Here is a 17,420-nt window from a genome sequence, read left to right as displayed (position 1 = left end):
TCTTACAACAAATCGACGACAGGCGCTTTCCAATGACACTTCGAATCGCAATCAATGGTTTTGGCCGGATCGGCCGTAACGTCCTGCGCGCACTTTATACCCAAGGTTACCGTCAGGATTTGCAGATCGTCGCCATCAACGATCTTGGCGACAGTTCGATCAATGCCCACCTGCTCAAGTACGACACCGTCCACGGTACTTTCGATGCAGAGGTCGCCCACGATCAGGAAAGCCTGACCGTCAATGGTGACCGGATTGCCGTCAGTGCCATTCGCAACCCGGCTGACCTGCCCTGGGCTGCGGAAAAGATCGACGTTGTCTTCGAATGCACCGGTCTGTTCACCGACCGTGCCAAGGCGGCTGCCCATATTACCGCCGGTGCACGCAAGGTGATCATTTCGGCTCCGGCCAAGGGCGCTGATGCCACCGTGGTCTACGGTGTGAACCACGACATCCTGCGTCAATCCCACCAGATCATTTCCAACGCTTCCTGCACCACCAACTGCCTGGCACCGGTCGCCCAGGTGCTGCACCGTGAACTGGGCATCGAAAGCGGCTTGATGACCACCATCCACGCCTACACCAACGACCAGAACCTGACCGACGTCTACCACACCGACCCGTACCGCGCCCGTTCGGCCACTCAGAACATGATCCCGAGCAAGACCGGTGCCGCCGAAGCGGTAGGCCTGGTGCTGCCGGAGCTGGCAGGCAAGTTGACCGGCATGGCCGTGCGCGTGCCGGTGATCAACGTGTCCCTGGTGGATTTGACCGTCCAGCTCAAGCGCGAAGCATCTGCTGATGAGGTCAACGCCCTGCTCAAGGCCGCCAGCCAGCACTCGAAGATCCTCGGCTACAACACCCTGCCGCTGGTTTCCAGCGACTTCAACCACAACCCGCTGTCGTCGATCTTCGACGCCAACCACACCAAATCCAGCGGCAAGCTGTTGAAGGTGTTGGCCTGGTATGACAACGAATGGGGCTTCTCCAACCGGATGCTGGATAACTGCCTGGCGCTGTGTAACGCCGAATAACCCACAATGATGATTTTCTGTGGGAGCTGGCTTGCCTGCGATACAAGCGACTCGATCTGTCAGTTAGATCCAGTTGATACCATCGCAGGCAAGCCAGCTCCTACAGGGATCGGTGCAAGCGTTCAAAGTGCCACTTGCCATTTGTGCTGATGATAAGCATTATCATTCGCTGCAAATCGGTCTGGTATCACTGTGAGCCAATCTCGCTTCAATCAAGTCTTTCTCAGCCAACGGGTCATTCTGCTGCGCACCTTGCAGCGGATGGTGAATAACCACAGCACCGCCGAGGACCTGTTGCAGGAAACCTACCTGCGTGTCACTCGGGCCCTGAGTGAAAGACCGATCGATCACCTGGAACCCTTCGTCTACCAGACCGCCCGCAACCTGACGCTGGACCACCTGCGCTCACGTCGGATTCAAGCGCGCACGTTGCAGGAGGATGTGCCCATGGACATCCTGCAAAGCGTCGCCTCCCCCGTCAGCACCCCCGAAGACGCCACCCAGGCCGAGCAATTGCTGGAGCACCTGAGTGTCAGTCTCGGTCAGTTGAGCGCGCGTCAGCAGCAGATTTTCATCCTCAGCCGCCTGCACGGTTGCAGCTATCAGGAGATCGCCGATCAGCTCAACGTGTCCTTGAGTACCGTGCAAAAGGAACTGAAATTGATCATGGCCATCTGTGTGGGTGTGGCCGAACGGCTGGATCGCCCTTAAGCTTTGTCGGACGAAACCGACAGCCCTGTCGATTCAAACTGCAAGACGATTGAATAAAACGTGGGCGAAGACCCGAGGAACACCGTGACGGACCCGAATAAACTGCAGCCCCATGAGCTGGCTCATGAGGTGTTGCAAGATACGGCCATGGACCAAGCCCTCGACTGGCTGATCGCCTTGCAGTGCCCGCAACCCGGACAGCAGGCCGAGTTCGAGGCCTGGCTGGCCAGCGACCCGGCGCACCTTGAGGCTTTCGCCAAAGCCCAGGCCGCCTGGGGTGGCGCGCCGGTACACAGTGCCGCCGTGGCCCTCAACGCGCCCCGTAAGCCCAGCGCCTGGCGCCGTGTCAAACCCCACTGGAAACCCTTGGCCACCGCCGCCGTGTTGTTGCTGGGATTGTTCAGTTTCAGCAACCTGCCGGTGCGCTTGCAGGCTGATCACCTGACCGTGGTGGGCGAGCGCCAGCGTCTGCAATTGGACGATGGCTCGAAAGTCCTGCTCAACACCAATTCCGCCTTCTCCAGCACCATCAATGACCATCAACGCATTGCCCGCCTGTATCAGGGCGAAGCGTTTTTTGAAGTCGTGGCCAATCGCGAACGCCCCCTGGAAATCGATGCCGGCCCCGTGCGGGCCCGTGTCAGTGATACCACCTTCGCCGTGCGTTACCTCAATGGCGAAGCCCAGGTCCAGGTGCAACGCGGTGATGTCGACCTGAGCACCACCTTCGACGACGCCCGAGTACGCCTGAGCGCCGGCCAAAGCATCCGCATCGGTCCCAAGGGCTTCGGCGAACCCGCCCGTCTGGACGCCAGCAAGGACCTGGCCTGGGTCCAGGGCCGCCTGATCTTCGAAAACTGCCCGATGAGTGAAGTGCTGGCCGAACTGCGGCGCTACTACCCCGGCTGGATCGTCAACAACAGCGACCGATTGGCCAGCGTCAACGTCACGGGTAATTACCGCCTCGACCAACCGCTGGATGTGGTGCGCTCCCTGGCCCACATCACTTCGGCCAAACTCTCGGAATACCCGGCGCTGGTGATCCTTAACTAAATGAGAATTATTTTTACTCGATAGCCAACGACGGTACGTCTAGTTATAGCCAATGCAACTGATTCGTATTTGATTCAGGTTCGCAACTATAAGATTCGTACCTTCCGGAGCGCTCTCGATGTCCTCTCGTTTCAATCGGTCCTCTTCCCCCGCTCGTCGCCACGGCTTGTCCCTGCTGACTGCCGCCATCTTGCTGGCGGGGAGCCAGGTTGCACCTGTCATGGCTGCCACCGGTACCGAGCCGGCCACTCGCAGCCACGGCAATTACAGCTTCAGCATCGAGCAGCAGTCCCTGGTCTCGGCCCTCAACGCCTTTACCTCGGTGACCGGCTGGCAAGTCGGCCTGCCCGCAGAGTTGGCCCAGGGTGTTTCCTCCCCTGGCGCACGCGGCTCGCTGACACCGGAAAAAGCCCTGGACCGGCTGTTGGTGGGGACCAACCTGAGCTACCGCAAACTGGGCAATAACAACATCGTGCTGGAGAAGCGCGCCGCCGGCAGCACCCTCAACCTGCAACAGGTGACCATCAGTGCCACCCGTCAGGAGCAGGACGTGACCAGCGTGCCCAGCACCGTCACGGTGCATGACCGTGAAGAACTGGACCGCCAGAACGTGAACAACATCCGTGAGCTGGTGCGTTACGAGCCCGGTGTTTCGGTCAGCGGTACCGGCAGCCGCTCGGGCAACGCCGGCTACAACATTCGCGGTATCGACGGCGACCGCATCCTGACCCAGGTGGACGGCGTTGAAGTACCGGACAACTTCTTCAACGGCCCCTACGCCAAGACCCGCCGTAACTATGTCGACCCGGAAATCGTCAAGCGTGTAGAAATCCTGCGCGGACCAGCTTCGGTGCTGTACGGCAGCAGTGCCATCGGCGGCGCGGTGAGCTACTTCACCCTCGACCCTGACGACATCATCAAGCCCGGCCAGGACTTCGGTGCACGCCTCAAGACCGGCTACAGCTCCGCCGACGAAAGCTGGTTGACCTCCGGTACTGTCGCCGGCCGTGTCCAGGACTTCGACGGCTTGCTGCACCTGAGCCAGCGCAATGGTCATGAAACCGAATCCTACGACGGCAACAATGCCACCGGCCTGGCCCGCACCGGCGCCAACCCGGAAGATGCGCGCACCACCAACGTACTGGCCAAGCTGGGCTGGAACTATGGCGACGACAACCGCCTGGGCCTGACCTACGAGAAGTACAAGGACGACCGCGACATCAACCAGAAAAGTGCAGTGGGCGGCCCTTTCAACGCCGGACGAGGCTTCAACTTCTATCGTGGGCGCCAGGGTAACGACACCATCACCCGTGAGCGCTTCGGTATAGAAAACCGCTTCAGCCTCGACTCGCCGATTGCCGATCACATCAAGACCAGCCTCAACTACCAGATCGCCAAGACCGACCAGGCCACCCAGGAAATCTACCAGCCATCCCGCAAGGTATTGCGCACCCGCGATACCCTGTACGAAGAAAAACAGTGGGTATTCGATGCGCAGTTGGACAAGGCCTTCAACATCGGCCAAACCGACCACTTGCTGACCTACGGCACTACGCTCAAGCAGCAGAAAGTCACCGGTTCCCGCGAAGGCGGCGCCACCTGCCTGGCTGTCGGTGCAGGCTGCACCGCAATCGGCGCGCCGAGCCCACAGGCCTCCGACAGCGTGAAGAAGTCCAGCGACTTCCCGGACCCGACCATCAACAGCTACAGCCTGTTCGCCCAGGACCAGATCAGCTGGAATGATTGGACCTTCCTGCCTGGCGTGCGCTACGACTACGTGCAACTCAAGCCCAAGCTGACCCAGGAGTTCCTCAATACCGTCAACCCGAACGGCACCGATCCGGTCAGCGACGAGAAGAAAACCTGGCACCGTGTGTCGCCCAAGTTCGGCCTGACCTATGCCCTGACCGAGCAATACACCTGGTTCGGCCAGTACGCCGAAGGCTTCCGCACACCGTCGGCCAAAGCCTTGTATGGTCGTTTTGAAAACCTCGACGTGGGCTACATTGTCGAGCCCAACTCCGGCCTGAAACCGGAGACCAGCAAAAGCTACGAAACCGGCCTGCGTGGCAACTTCGAGTCCGGCAACTTCGATGTGGCGGTGTTCTACAACAAGTACCGCGACTTCATCAACGAAGACGCCTCTGTACCTGGCAGCACCGTCGAAGCCTTCCAGGCCAACAACATCAAACACGCCACCATCAAGGGTGTGGAAGTCAAAGGTCGCCTGAACCTCGATGCGCTGGGTGCGCCGCACGGTCTGTACACCCAGGGTTCGATTGCCTACGCCCACGGCCGCAATGACGACACTGGCGAGCCACTGAACAGCGTCAACCCGCTCAAGGGCGTGTTCGGCCTGGGTTACGAGCAGGAAAAATACGGCGCGCTGGTCAGCTGGACCCTGGTCAAGAAGCAGGACCGCGTCGACAGCACCACCTTCTTCGCCCCCGACGGCAACAAGGCCAACGGTCCGTTCAAGACACCCGGCTTTGGCATCGTCGACCTGACCGGTTTCTACAAAGTCACCGACGACGTGACCATCAACGGCGGCCTGTACAACCTCACCGACAAGAAATACTGGAACTGGGATGACGTGCGCAGCTACGACGGCGTCGGCGAAGCAGGCGTGACCTCGCCTGCCAGCCTGGACCGCCTGACCCAGCCGGGCCGCAACTTTGCGGTCAACCTGATCTGGGATATCTAAGCCCTGCACATCACTGCACCCGTTTTGTGACGGGTGCAGTGAGGATTTTTTACGGTGGCGCGTCTTCTTGTTCGTCTAGTTCATAAGCACTTGTCACCGAGCACCTCGACTTCTTCAGGAACGATCACATGAACCCCCAACACCCGACCACCGAAGCCAGCCAAGCCCCTCTCCTGCGCTCTCAGCGGGTTAGAGAATTGACCCAGGACCTGCACAAAAGCCTCGAAGACACCGTCGGCGAATGGGCACCTACCGACACGCTTCCCGGCTTCACCCGCTTCGTGCAAATGCAGTACCTGTTTCAGTCGGAAATCCAGGCGTTGTACCACGACCCCGAGCTGGTCAACCTGTTTGCCGACCTGCCAGAGCGCTGCCGGGTAAAGGCCGCCGAAGCCGATCTGGCTGACCTCGGCGCACAGATTCCAGCAGCCGTTCCAGGCGCCTTGCAAGCACCGTCCAAGGCTCAGGCACTGGCCTGGATCCGGGTGTCGGAAGGCTCGAAACTGGGCGCCGCCATCCTCTTCAAGCAAGCGGTTGCCCTGGGCTTCAGCGAAACCCATGGTGCTCGTCACCTGGCGGAGCCCGAAGGCGGCCGCATGCGAGGCTGGAAAGCGTTTAATGCTATCTTCGACAACCTGCCCCTCAGCGCCGAAGAAGAGGCCGAGGTGGACCAGGCGTCCAGAGATGCCTTCGCACGTCTGGAATTGCTGTTGCGCACCGTTGGAAAACGCGCCACCAGCCCTCAGCCGGCCTAAGTAACGACGGCCCTGGCCGTGCACCAACCGGTCGCTGATGGCGACCGGACACTTACCTCATATGATTGGCCATGACTCGACCGACCCTTTCACGCTCGAAAACCGCACGCCTGCTGTTCGGCCTGTTGGCGTACGTCAGCCTGGGTATCGGCCTGATCGCGATTGTCGTGCCGGGCCTGCCCACCACCGAATTCATCCTGCTGGCCGCCTGGGCCGCAACCAAAAGCTCGCCGCGTCTGAGTGCCTGGCTGGAAAACCACCGGTTGTTCGGGCCGATCCTGCTCAATTGGCGCAACGGTAAAATCATCGCTCGCCGGGCCAAGGTCAGCGCCACCGTGAGCATGCTGCTCTGTGCCGGCTTGATGCTGGTGATGCTGGAACATGGCTGGCCCATCTACCTGGCCATTGCCGGGATGAGCCTGGGCAACTTGTGGATCTGGTCACGGCCTGAGGCGTTGACGCCCATCTCCTGATTGGCACCTATCTCTGTAGCCGCTCATCGCCTTCCCCTCATGAATTGGCCACTCGCGCCGATATTCCGAACAAGGCGCCGAATGGACTTGGCCACGCACTGCTTGCATACCAATAAGTCCATTCGCGAGTAATCCTATGTTCGACTCCCTCTCCATTCGCTTGAAAATCGTGCTGCTGTCCGGTCTTTGCTTGTTGGGAGTGATCGCGCTGATTGTCAGCATGAACATTTATCAGGCCAACCAGAACGACCAACTGATCAGTACCTCAAGCTCGCGAATGCTCACCGCCAGTGTGGAAAACCTGCTCCAGGCGAAAGCCGCGGAACAAGCGGTGCAGGTGCAGAAAACCTTCGGTGAGAACCTGTTGGTAGTCACCGCCCTTGCCGACCAGATCAAGGACCTGCGCACCCTCGCCCGCAAACAGTCGCTGCCCGGCGGCGCCCTGCGTGAAGAACTCAACCACAGCCTGAAGACCGCCTTCGAGCGCAACACCAAGGTGCTGGGCATCTGGCTGTCCTTCGAACCCAATGCGCTGGATGGCCAGGACAGCGACTTCGTCAACGACAAGGTTCGCGGCTCCAACGAAGCCGGACGCTTTTCCAGCTACTGGAGCCGCGCCGGTGGTGAAGGCCTGAACACCGTGATCGTCGAAGAAGACCTGACCAAAACCACCCTCAACCTCAGCGGTACGCCCTACAACATCTGGTACACCTGCCCACGGGACACCCAACGTACCTGCCTGCTGGACCCGTACGCCGACGAAGTGGCCGGCAAATCGCTGCTGATGACCACGATTTCCCTGCCACTGCAGGCGGATGGAAAAGTGATCGGCGTGATCGGTATCGACATCGCCCTCGATGCCCTGCAAGCGGCAGCCAATGCCGCCCAACAAGAGCTGTTCGACGGAGCCGGCATCATGGAAGTCCTCTCCGGCAATGGTTTGATCGCCAGCTACAGCGGCCAACCGGAAATGGTCGGCAAGAACCTCGTCGACACCCTCGGCAGTGAAGGAAAGGAAATCGTGCAACTGCTGGCCAGTGACACCCGCAAGGTTCGCGAGCAAGACGACACGATCCGCGCCGTGTACCCGGTCAAGCCGATTGCCGATGCCAAGTCCTGGGGCGTGGTGATCAAACTGCCCAAGCAAGTGCTGTTGGCTGACTCGGTAAAACTGCAAGGCGTGCTCGACGAGGCCCAAGCCAGTGGCACCCTGAAAGCCTTACTGGTAGGTGGCGCCGCCGGCCTGCTGGGGCTGTTATTGATCTGGCTGACTGCCACTGGAGTCACCCGGCCGATTAACAGCGTGGCCGCCATGCTCAAGGAAATCGCCAGCGGTGACGGTGACCTTACCCAACGCCTGGCCTATGGCAAAAAAGACGAACTGGGGGAACTGGTGAACTGGTTCAACCGCTTCCTCGACAAGCTGCAACCGACCATCGCCCAGATCAAGCAGAGCATCACCGAAGCGCGCGGCACCGCCGACCAGTCTTCGGAAATTGCCCGCCAGACCAGCGAAGGCATGCAGGTGCAGTTCCGCGAAATCGATCAGGTGGCCACGGCCTCCAACGAAATGAGCGCCACCGCCCACGATGTGGCCAACAGCGCCTCCAACGCCGCCAGTGCTGCCCGTGGCGCCGATCAATCGGCCCGCGAAGGCCTGTCGATCATCGAGCGCAGTACGCGGGACATCACCACCCTGGCCGAGGAAGTCAGCAAAGCCGTGACCGAGGTCGAAGCCCTGGCGGTCAACAGTGAGCAGATCGGTTCGGTGCTGGAAGTCATCCGCAGCATCGCCGAGCAAACCAATCTGCTGGCGTTGAATGCGGCGATTGAGGCGGCCCGGGCCGGGGAAAGTGGCCGCGGCTTTGCGGTGGTGGCCGACGAGGTGCGCAACCTGGCCAAGCGTACCCAGGACTCCGTGGAAGAGATTCGCCTGGTGATCGAGCGCATCCAGGGCGCCACCCGTGGCGTGGTGGCGACCATGCATTCAAGTCAGAGCCAGGCGCAGAACAACGCCGGGCAGATTCAACAAGCGGTGCAGGCTCTGGGCAAGATCAGCGACGCGGTGACGGTAATCAGCGACATGAACCTGCAAATCGCCAGCGCCGCCGAGCAGCAAAGCGCCGTGGCCGAAGAGGTCAACCGCAACGTCTCGGCGATCCGCACCGTAACGGAAACCCTGACCGGCCAGGCCACCGAATCGGCGGCCATCAGCAGCCAGCTCAATGCCCTGGCCAGCCAGCAGATGAAGCTGATGGATCAGTTTCGGGTGTGATTGCTGAGACTGAAAACACTGAGGTCCCACTGTGAAATGCAATCAAATGTGGGAGCTGGCTTGCCTGCGATGGCATCAACTCGATATGGCTGAAATACCAAGGTGTCTGTATCGCAGGCAAGCCAGCTCCCACATAAAGCAGATTGGCGCTGGGCGTTACTGGCCAGTCCAGGCCGTCACCAGCGCCTCTTCCTTCGATGCGATACGCGGCGGGTTTTGTGGGGTGCCCAGGTAGAGGAAACCAATGACCTCCTCACCAGCGCCCAGCCCCAGACCTTTGGCGACGTGCGCCGAGTAGGACAATTCACCGGTACGCCACACCGCACCGATCCCCTGGGCGTAGGCCGCCAGCAGGATGCCATGGGCGGCACAGGCTGCTGCCAGGCGCTGTTCCGACTTGGGCACCTTGAAGTGCTCTTGCAGACGGGCAATCACTACCACGACCAATGGGGCGCGCAATGGACCGGCCTGGGCCTTGTCGATCACGGCCTGAGGAGCGTCGCCATCTTGCAAACGAGCCGCTTCAGCCAGCAACGTGCCCATCTGTTCGCGGGCCGCACCTTCCACCGTCAAAAAGCGCCAAGGCCGCAGTTGGCCGTGGTCGGGCGCACGCATGGCCGCCGCGAACAACACCTCGCGCTGCTCGGCAGTAGGAGCCGGTTCCAGCAATCGCGGCACGGAAACACGGTTGAGCAAAGCGTCGAGAGCTTGCATGGCCACCTCCAGAATAAAATGTGCGGTCATTCTAGCGGGATTGAATCCGATAGCACCAAACGATAATTGCTCTTATTCAATCAGCCCTGCCCTGTTAGACTTTGCGACCTTATTTTCCGCAAACGTTCAGGAAGCCTGATGTCTCGTTCGCCTCTTCGCCTGTCTGCACTCTTGATGGCCCTGAGCCTGAGTGCCTGCGATGATGCCCCTCGATTCACTAAGGCTGAGCCCGGTGAAGCGCGTTCCGGTGGTGGTACAACGGTGAGAAAGACCGACCAGAATGCCTTCTCCCTGCCATCCGCCAACCTGGCGCCCACCCGGCGCCTGGATTTCAGCGTCGGCAACAGCTTCTTCCGCAGCCCCTGGGTGATTGCACCGTCCACCACCACCGCTCGGGACGGCCTGGGACCGCTGTTCAATACCAACGCCTGCCAGAACTGCCATATCAAGGACGGCCGTGGACACCCACCGGTTGCGAGCGCGCCCAACGCCGTGTCGATGCTGGTACGCCTGTCGATTCCTGATACGCCGCACTACGCCAAGGTCATCGAGCACATGGGGATTGTTCCCGAGCCGGTCTACGGCGGCCAATTGCAGGACATGGCGGTGCCTGGCGTCGCCCCGGAAGGCAAGGTACGGGTCGACTACACGCCGGTGAACATAAGTTTCAAGGACGGCACCGTGGTCGAGCTGCGCAAGCCGACGCTGCAGATCACCCAACTGGGTTACGGCCCGATGCACCCCGACACCCGCTTCTCCGCCCGCGTGGCACCGCCGATGATCGGCCTGGGTTTGCTCGAAGCCATCTCCGACGCCGACATCCTCAAGAATGCCGCCACAAAACCGGATAAAAACGGCGTGGTGGGCCGGCCGAACCGGGTCTGGGACGACGCCCGGCAAAAAACCGTCCTGGGTCGATTTGGCTGGAAAGCCGGGCAACCAAACCTCAATCAACAAAATGTTCACGCGTTCTCTGGTGATATGGGCCTGACCACTCGCCTGAGACCGTTCGATGACTGCACCGATGCACAAGTGGCCTGCAAACAGGCGCCCAACGGCAACGGTCCCGATGGCGAGCCGGAAGTCAGCGATAACATCCTGCGTCTGGTGCTGTTCTACACCCGTAATCTGGCAGTGCCGGCCCGCCGGGACGTCAACGGTGAGCAGGTGCTGGCCGGAAAAAATCTGTTCTTCCAGGCGGGTTGCCAGTCGTGTCACACCCCCACATTCACCACCGCGCAAAATGCCGCCGAACCTGAATTGGCCAATCAAGTGATTCGCCCCTACAGCGATTTGCTGTTGCATGACATGGGCGAAGGTCTGGCTGATCACCGTACCGAATTCCAGGCCAGTGGCCGCGATTGGCGCACACCGCCATTGTGGGGCATTGGCCTGACACAAGCCGTCAGCGGGCATACCCAGTTTTTGCATGACGGCCGCGCCCGCAACCTGATGGAGGCCGTGCTATGGCACGGCGGAGAAGCCCAGGCGGCGCAGCAGCACGTGTTGTCTTTTAATGCCGAGCAACGTGCGGCGTTGCTGGCGTTCCTGAACTCTTTATAAGCGTTGTCATAATTACAGAAGGGAGCTCGACATGTTCCGTCCCAAGTTGTTGTTCACCAGCCTGGCCGCCCTCGCGCTCGGCGCCTGTTCGCCCCAGGACCCGCAGGCGGTGACCTCTGCGGCCATCGCCAAGCAAGTGATCCTGCCGACCTACAGCCGCTGGGTCGACGCCGACCGCCAGTTGGCCGTCAGCGCCCTGGCTTACTGCCAAGGCAAGGAAACCCTGGAAACCGCCCGCGCCGATTTCCTGCACGCGCAAAAGGCCTGGGCCGAGTTGCAACCGCTGCTGATCGGCCCACTGGCTGAAGGCAACCGGTCGTGGCAGGTGCAGTTCTGGCCCGACAAGAAAAACCTGGTGGGCCGTCAGGTCGAGCAACTGGTCATTGCCCAGCCGCAGATCGATGCCGCCGCACTGGCCAAGTCCAGCGTCGTGGTGCAGGGCCTGTCCGCCTACGAATACATTCTGTATGACGCCAAGATCGACCTGGCCGATGCCGAGCAGAAAGCCCGTTATTGCCCATTGCTGATGGCCATTGGCGAACGGCAGAAAGTCCTCGCTGAAGAGATCCTGTCGCGCTGGAACACCACCGACGGCATGCTCGCACAGATGACCAAGTTTCCTAACCAGCGCTACGCTGATTCCCACGAAGCCATCGCCGACCTGTTGCGCGTCCAGGTGACCGCCCTCGACACCCTGAAGAAAAAACTCGGCACCCCGATGGGTCGCCAGAGCAAGGGTATCCCGCAGCCGTTCCAGGCCGATGCGTGGCGCAGCCAGTCGTCCCTGCAGAGCCTGGAAGCCAGCCTCGCGGCGGCCCAGACGGTGTGGGTCGGCGTCGACAACAAGGGCCTGCGCGGCCTGTTGCCAGCCGATCAGAAGCCGCTGGCCGACAAGGTCGATGCCGCCTATGCAGCGTCCTTGAAGCTGTTCGCCAGCAACCAGCGTACGTTGAATGAACTGCTGGCCGATGACGCCGGACGCCAGCAACTCAACGATCTCTACGACAGCCTCAACGTGGTTCATCGCCTGCACGAAGGCGAACTGGCCAAGGCGCTGGGCATCCAACTGGGCTTTAACGCCAACGACGGTGACTGATGATGCTCAGGCGACAGGCTTTGGCCATCGGCAGCGTGCTGCTCAGTGCGATCACGCTGGGTGGCTGGACGCTGTTCAAGCACAAAGGAAAAGACCCGCTGCTGCTCTCGGCGCGGGATGACGGTGATGGCAAGCACTATGCCGTCGGCTATCACCTGGATGGCAAACAAGCATTTGCTACCCAGGTCAGCCAGCGTTGCCACGACATCATCAACCACCCGACGCTGCCGATTGCGCTGTTTGTCGCCCGCCGACCGGGCACCGAGAGCTACCTGATCGACTTGCGTGACGGTGCTTTGCTGCAAACCATTGCCTCTCAAGCCAATCGCCACTTCTATGGTCACGCGGTCATTCACAAAAGCGGCGACTGGCTATATGCCACGGAAAACGATACCTCCGATCCCGGCCGCGGCTTACTCGGCGTGTACGCATTCGAAGGCGAGCGGCTGGTGCACAGCGGCGAGCTCTCCACCCACGGCATCGGCCCGCATCAGGTGTCATGGATGCCCGACGGCGAAACCCTGGTGGTCGCCAATGGCGGCATCCGTACCGAGGCCGAAAGCCGCGTCGAGATGAACCTCAATGCCATGGAGCCGAGCCTGGTGCTGATGCAGCGTGACGGTACGCTGTTGAGCAAGGAAACCCTGGCCCAGCAGATGAACAGCGTGCGCCACATGGGGATTGCCAGCGACGGCACCATCCTCGCCGGGCAGCAGTTCATGGGGCCGTCCCATGAGCGTTCAGCGTTACTGGCGATCAAGCGGCCGGGCCAACCTTTCGTGCCATTCCCGGTGGCCGACGAACAGTTGCAGGCCATGGGGCACTACACCGCCAGCGTCGCCGTACACAGCGAACTGCGCCTGGTGGCTCTCACGGCACCACGGGGCAATCGGTTTTTTATCTGGGACATGGACAGCGGCGAGTTGCGCCTGGACGGACCGATGCCGGATTGCGCGGGGGTCGGTGCGGTGGCAGACGGATTTGTCGTGACCTCCGGCCAAGGCCGTTGCCGCTTCTACGATTGTCGACAGTCGCCGTTGGTGGCAAAGCCTCTGGAGTTACCAGCAGGCCTGTGGGACAACCACCTGCATCTGATCTGAAGGCCCCAAAAAATAAAGGCCTCGCAATGCGAGGCCTTTTCAGGGGGTTTCAATCGTTTCAACTCTGCGGCCTCATCCCTTGAGACATTCCAAACATAAACAGCAACAGTTCATGATCAGGTTTGGCCGGAATACTCACCTTGGCGACCCGAGGCAACGGGCAGTGCCCGGTACCCTGCATCGCACTGAGCACTTGTGTCCGGGGCTGCTCCCAGGCGGCCAGGGCCAAGGAAGCAATCCCCAAGGCCCCCACCAGAAACAAACCTCGTGCTATTTCTAGCTTCATCAGGTTAAACCTTTGATCGCGCTGCCAAACGCCGTCTCATAAAAGTAGCTGAGTTTTTGCCAGTCGGTACTGTTCCACGACGAGTGGCGACGTAATTGACGCATGTCGTGGGACGCCGCCTGCCGAGCGGTCATGCGCCGGCGGCACTTCTCAAAATCCAGCAACGCGACCTCAACAGTGGCCGAATCACCTTCACCCGTGACCCGCACAAAAACATGTTTGATATACAGGCATCCGTGCTGCCACCGGCCTTTGTGCATACGCGCCAGAGTCCCGGCGAGTTCCTGAAGAAGACGTTCATGCACCGCTTCACCGTACTGCTCGCGGCCACCGGCGGCGTACCAGTTTTCGATCTCGTCGAAACCCTCCAGAGCCGCCGTCACCAGCAGGGCCTTCCACTGATGCTCCGGATCACGGCGGGCACCGCAGAACACCAGTTCAGGCACTCTTACATCCAACAAACGCAGGCCCTTGAGGGCATCACGTTCGCGTAACACGGTCGGGCGCCCAAAAGGATGGAGCCAGCTGCGGTAAATGTGGCCTGTCTGGCGCTTGCTGTAGAGCAAACGCCCATTGGTACCGATCACCCGTTGCACACCACTTTCACCGCCACGACGAACGTTGGGCTCCTCGACCCACTCGCCTGTCTGGCGCCAGAAATAATCAAATCGCTCCTCGGGAGCTACTTCACTACCGGCTAAACACTCAACTGCCATCCTGTTACCTCTTGCGCAATACATACACTCGCCACATGGCGTAGAGCGGAATGAAGTCCAAATGTTCCTGAACCCGGAAACCGGCTTGTTCAAACTCGGCCTCAACAGTAGCAGCCGGTAACACAAACCGATTCTGGTAACCGCCCTGCTCCCCTTTATTGCGACGCCGCACTTCGGAACGCTTGCGCTTCCAAGCCTTGAAATTGCCATCCACCCACAACGAAATAATCACGCTGTCGCGGGTAACCCGTTGAAACTCCTTCAGTATTGAGAGCCGGTGTTCAGGCTCGCCAATGTGGTGCATCAAGCGCATACAGAAAATGCTGTCGACCGCGTTGTCTGGCAAATCGATATCAAAGGCTGACGTTTGCAAGGGACGTACCCGTTTCACCACATCAGCCGGTTGGGCCACGGTGGCAATCTTCAACATCGACTCTGAGTTATCGGCACCAATAATCACCCGGTTGGGTTTTTCTGCCAGCAATGGCCAGAAACGCCCCGCCCCGCAAGGCAGGTCCAGCACCAAGCCAGGCTCGCCAGCCATGGCCAGCGCACCGCGCGCCAATTGCTCGTCGCGTTTGTGGGACATCCGGCGTGCGAAAGTGTCCTGATGCTTGAGCAAATAATTCTGCGCATGCTGATCGTCGTACTTTTCGGAAAATTCGAGCTTGATCGGACTAGACATCAACGGGACTCCGGTTACTGATGCCTACGACCTTATGTTTCGGTCTGTCATCGTCCGGTCAACCCTTTGTGAAAAAAACGTCCCGTCCAAGGGTAAAACAATACAAAGTTTTACAAGAAAAAGTCATGGCATGGGGCCATCTTCGGCGAAAAGCCGGGATCTGCCCCCGAGAGTAGAGGCAGGACAGGGTTCAGGATTTGACCTGGCTCAACTCAACATGGAAACGGCAGCCGTTGGGTTCCATGGTGCTGAGACTGACGGTCCAGCCCTGGTTTTCGCAAATCCGCTGGACCAGTGACAAGCCCAACCCCAGGCCTTCGCCGCGTTTCTCGCTGCCGCGTACAAACGGCTCGAACATCGCCTCACGCTTGTCCTCGGGAATCCCGACACCGCTGTCCTCCACCACGAACCCGGTAGGTTCCAGGGTCAGTCGGATAAACCCACGCTCGGTGTAATGCAGGGCATTACGCAGCAAGTTACCCATCACGGCGTGCAGGAAGGTGGCGTTATAGCGGGTGTCCAGTGGGTTGCCCGGCTGGTAGATCAGCTCGATGCCTTTGTCGTCGATAGGCTCACGCCAGATTCCCAGCAAGTCATCGGCCACCTGGGCCAGATTGACTTGAGGCGACATGCTGGCGTCTTCCCGCTGAGCCCGCGCCAGCATCAGGAAGGTCTGCACCAGTTCACGCATTTCTTCGCAGGCGCGGGCAATGCGCTCAACCTGATTGCGACCGCGCTGGTCAATCGCCGGGTTCTCCAGCAACAGTTCACAGGAACTGGCCAGTACCATCAACGGCGTGCGCAGTTCATGGCTGACATCGCTGGTAAACAAGCGCTCCCGGGACAGCGCCTGACGCAAACGCCCGAGGGTGGCGTCGAACGCCACCGCCAATTCACCGACTTCGTCCGCGGCATAGTCCGGAGCCAGTGGTGGGGCCAAGCCGAGCAGTTGGTCGCGATGACGAACCTGGCGGGCCAGCCGTACCACCGGCGCCATCACTTTGCGTGCGAGGATCCAGCCGAGGAACACCGCCAGCGCCAGGCTGAGGACAAAGCCCACCAGCACCACGGCAAACAGCACCCGCTCGCGCTCTTCGAAATCACTTTGATCTTGCAGCAGGACGTAGCGGCGACCGTCGACGATCTCAACCATTGCGTGATAGGACAGATGCTCGCGAAACACCTCATGAAAACCTGCGTCCAGATGCCGCAAGTCCTTGGGTAGATCGAAATCCCCTGGCCCACCGCTGAAATAGAACAACTGGTCCGGCTCGGGGCGGTGACTCCAGTCCTCGACACTGTCCATCAGCAACAGGCGTTGCAGATCACCGCCCAAGCCGGCTGAGATCAGCTTTTCTTCCACCAGGTGCACCGTCGCGACGATGCCCATGGCGAAGGCTCCTGCCACCAACGCGCTCATCAACGCAAAGGCGATGATGATCCGCTGGGCAAGGCTTTGCTTAAACTCCATCTCGGCCCTCGGCCAAGCGATAGCCCACACCGTGCACCGTTTGCAGCAACGGTTTGGCGAAGGGTTTATCGATCACCTGGCGCAATTGATGGACGTGGCTGCGCAAGCTGTCACTGTCAGGGCAATCATCGCCCCACAAAGCCTCTTCAAGAATTTCCCGGCGCAATACATGAGGGCTTTTCTGCATCAACACCGCCAGCAGTTTCAGGCCTACCGGGTTGAGCTTGAGCAAGCGTCCGTCGCGGGTCACTTCCAGAGTGTCGAGGTCGTAATGCAGGTCGCCCACCTGCAAGGCGCGGCGACCGCCCCCCTGGGCACGACGCAGCACAGCTTCGATCCGCGCGGCCAGCTCCGACAAGGCGAACGGCTTGAGCAGGTAGTCATCGGCACCAGACTTGAAGCCTTGCAGCCGGTCATCCAGTTGATCGCGAGCGGTGAGCATGATCACCGGCGTATCACGGCGGGCGTCTTCACGCAGGCGTTTGCACAGGGTGTAGCCATCGATCCCCGGCAGCATGATATCCAGCACGATCAGGTCGTAGTGTTCGGTGGCGGCCAGATGCAGGCCCGACAAACCGTCCTGCGCACAGTCCACGGTGTAACCCTTGAGCCCCAGGTAGTCGGCCAGGTTGGCCAGAATATCGCGGTTGTCTTCAACCAATAAAATTCGCATGGGCAGTTTCTCCGTACGCGGTACAGCCGTCTTGGCTCGCGCAGCTTAAGGCCAACTTTGACTCAGGGCTAGGCCTGAAGGGCCCGCCGATCAATTGTTTCAACCAATTGA

16 protein-coding genes and 1 pseudogene are annotated in these 17,420 nt (G+C 60.3%); 11 read left to right on the top strand and 6 right to left on the bottom strand.

Translation table 11 applies throughout. The annotated features are described in order from the left end of the window. The first annotated feature begins 32 nt into the window (after positions 1–32). From gap to GNF76_RS29850, 8 genes and pseudogenes are all read left to right on the top strand, one after another. On the top strand, positions 33–1,034 hold the full coding sequence (gene gap, locus GNF76_RS01145) for a type I glyceraldehyde-3-phosphate dehydrogenase (protein ID WP_155581345.1): 1,002 nt from the start codon (positions 33–35) through the stop codon (positions 1,032–1,034). Positions 1,035–1,226: 192 nt separating this feature from the next. Further along, positions 1,227–1,745 carry a sigma-70 family RNA polymerase sigma factor gene (locus GNF76_RS01140; protein ID WP_178123121.1) on the top strand — a complete coding sequence of 173 codons (519 nt, stop codon included), beginning with the start codon at positions 1,227–1,229 and terminating at the stop codon, positions 1,743–1,745. Between the two features lie 84 nt (positions 1,746–1,829). Continuing rightward, the gene (locus GNF76_RS01135) at positions 1,830–2,798 is read left to right on the top strand and encodes a FecR domain-containing protein (protein WP_178123120.1); all 969 of its coding nucleotides are present in this window, start codon (positions 1,830–1,832) and stop codon (positions 2,796–2,798) included. A gap of 118 nt (positions 2,799–2,916) precedes the next feature. Then, a complete protein-coding gene (locus tag GNF76_RS01130) occupies positions 2,917–5,502 on the top strand; it encodes a TonB-dependent receptor (protein WP_155581344.1) in 2,586 nt (861 codons plus the stop codon). Positions 5,503–5,630: 128 nt separating this feature from the next. Next, positions 5,631–6,257 (top strand): biliverdin-producing heme oxygenase, encoded by a 627-nt coding sequence (locus GNF76_RS01125; protein WP_155581343.1) that lies wholly within the window; start codon positions 5,631–5,633, stop codon positions 6,255–6,257. 71 nt (positions 6,258–6,328) lie between these two features. Continuing rightward, complete coding sequence (locus tag GNF76_RS01120; RefSeq protein ID WP_155581342.1) at positions 6,329–6,730, top strand: YbaN family protein; 402 nt, start codon at positions 6,329–6,331, stop codon at positions 6,728–6,730. 136 nt (positions 6,731–6,866) lie between these two features. Next, positions 6,867–8,147, top strand: a pseudogene (locus tag GNF76_RS29855) (methyl-accepting chemotaxis protein); the annotation flags it as partial. A 102-nt stretch (positions 8,148–8,249) separates the two neighbouring features. Beyond that, positions 8,250–9,005, top strand: coding sequence for a methyl-accepting chemotaxis protein (locus GNF76_RS29850; protein WP_425502781.1), 756 nt, complete (start codon positions 8,250–8,252; stop codon positions 9,003–9,005). A 156-nt stretch (positions 9,006–9,161) separates the two neighbouring features. Here GNF76_RS29850 and GNF76_RS01110 read toward each other — a convergent pair whose 3' ends face one another. Then, positions 9,162–9,719 (bottom strand): nitroreductase family protein, encoded by a 558-nt coding sequence (locus GNF76_RS01110; RefSeq protein ID WP_155581340.1) that lies wholly within the window; start codon positions 9,717–9,719, stop codon positions 9,162–9,164. 138 nt (positions 9,720–9,857) lie between these two features. Between GNF76_RS01110 and GNF76_RS01105 the strand changes: the two genes are divergently transcribed. The 3 genes from GNF76_RS01105 to GNF76_RS01095 are packed head-to-tail and all read left to right on the top strand — an operon-like array spanning position 9,858 to position 13,478. Then, a complete protein-coding gene (locus tag GNF76_RS01105) occupies positions 9,858–11,282 on the top strand; it encodes a di-heme oxidoreductase family protein (protein WP_155581339.1) in 1,425 nt (474 codons plus the stop codon). Between the two features lie 31 nt (positions 11,283–11,313). Further along, the gene (locus GNF76_RS01100) at positions 11,314–12,378 is read left to right on the top strand and encodes an imelysin family protein (RefSeq protein WP_155581338.1); all 1,065 of its coding nucleotides are present in this window, start codon (positions 11,314–11,316) and stop codon (positions 12,376–12,378) included. A 2-nt stretch (positions 12,379–12,380) separates the two neighbouring features. After that, positions 12,381–13,478: a DUF1513 domain-containing protein gene (locus GNF76_RS01095; RefSeq protein ID WP_155581530.1), complete on the top strand. Its 1,098-nt coding sequence runs from the start codon at positions 12,381–12,383 to the stop codon at positions 13,476–13,478. Positions 13,479–13,536: 58 nt separating this feature from the next. On the opposite strand, the gene GNF76_RS01090 is transcribed toward GNF76_RS01095, so the two are convergent. The 5 genes from GNF76_RS01090 to colR form a co-directional block, all read right to left on the bottom strand. Next, complete coding sequence (locus GNF76_RS01090) at positions 13,537–13,764, bottom strand: hypothetical protein (protein WP_155581337.1); 228 nt, start codon at positions 13,762–13,764, stop codon at positions 13,537–13,539. Further along, the gene (locus GNF76_RS01085; RefSeq protein WP_155581336.1) at positions 13,764–14,480 is read right to left on the bottom strand and encodes a lipopolysaccharide kinase InaA family protein; all 717 of its coding nucleotides are present in this window, start codon (positions 14,478–14,480) and stop codon (positions 13,764–13,766) included. Before GNF76_RS01085 ends, GNF76_RS01090 begins: the two co-directional genes overlap by 1 nt. A gap of 4 nt (positions 14,481–14,484) precedes the next feature. Continuing rightward, a complete protein-coding gene (locus GNF76_RS01080) occupies positions 14,485–15,165 on the bottom strand; it encodes a class I SAM-dependent methyltransferase (RefSeq protein WP_155581335.1) in 681 nt (226 codons plus the stop codon). 190 nt (positions 15,166–15,355) lie between these two features. After that, positions 15,356–16,636: a sensor histidine kinase gene (locus GNF76_RS01075; protein WP_155581334.1), complete on the bottom strand. Its 1,281-nt coding sequence runs from the start codon at positions 16,634–16,636 to the stop codon at positions 15,356–15,358. Next, positions 16,626–17,309 (bottom strand): two-component system response regulator ColR, encoded by a 684-nt coding sequence (gene colR / locus GNF76_RS01070; RefSeq protein WP_155581333.1) that lies wholly within the window; start codon positions 17,307–17,309, stop codon positions 16,626–16,628. The genes GNF76_RS01075 and colR overlap by 11 nt, the downstream gene beginning before the upstream one ends. Positions 17,310–17,420: the final 111 nt, after the last annotated feature.

The organism is Pseudomonas spelaei (genome assembly GCF_009724245.1).
GTDB classification, from domain to species: domain Bacteria; phylum Pseudomonadota; class Gammaproteobacteria; order Pseudomonadales; family Pseudomonadaceae; genus Aquipseudomonas; species Aquipseudomonas spelaei.
This window is presented reverse-complemented; position numbering and strand designations above follow the sequence as displayed.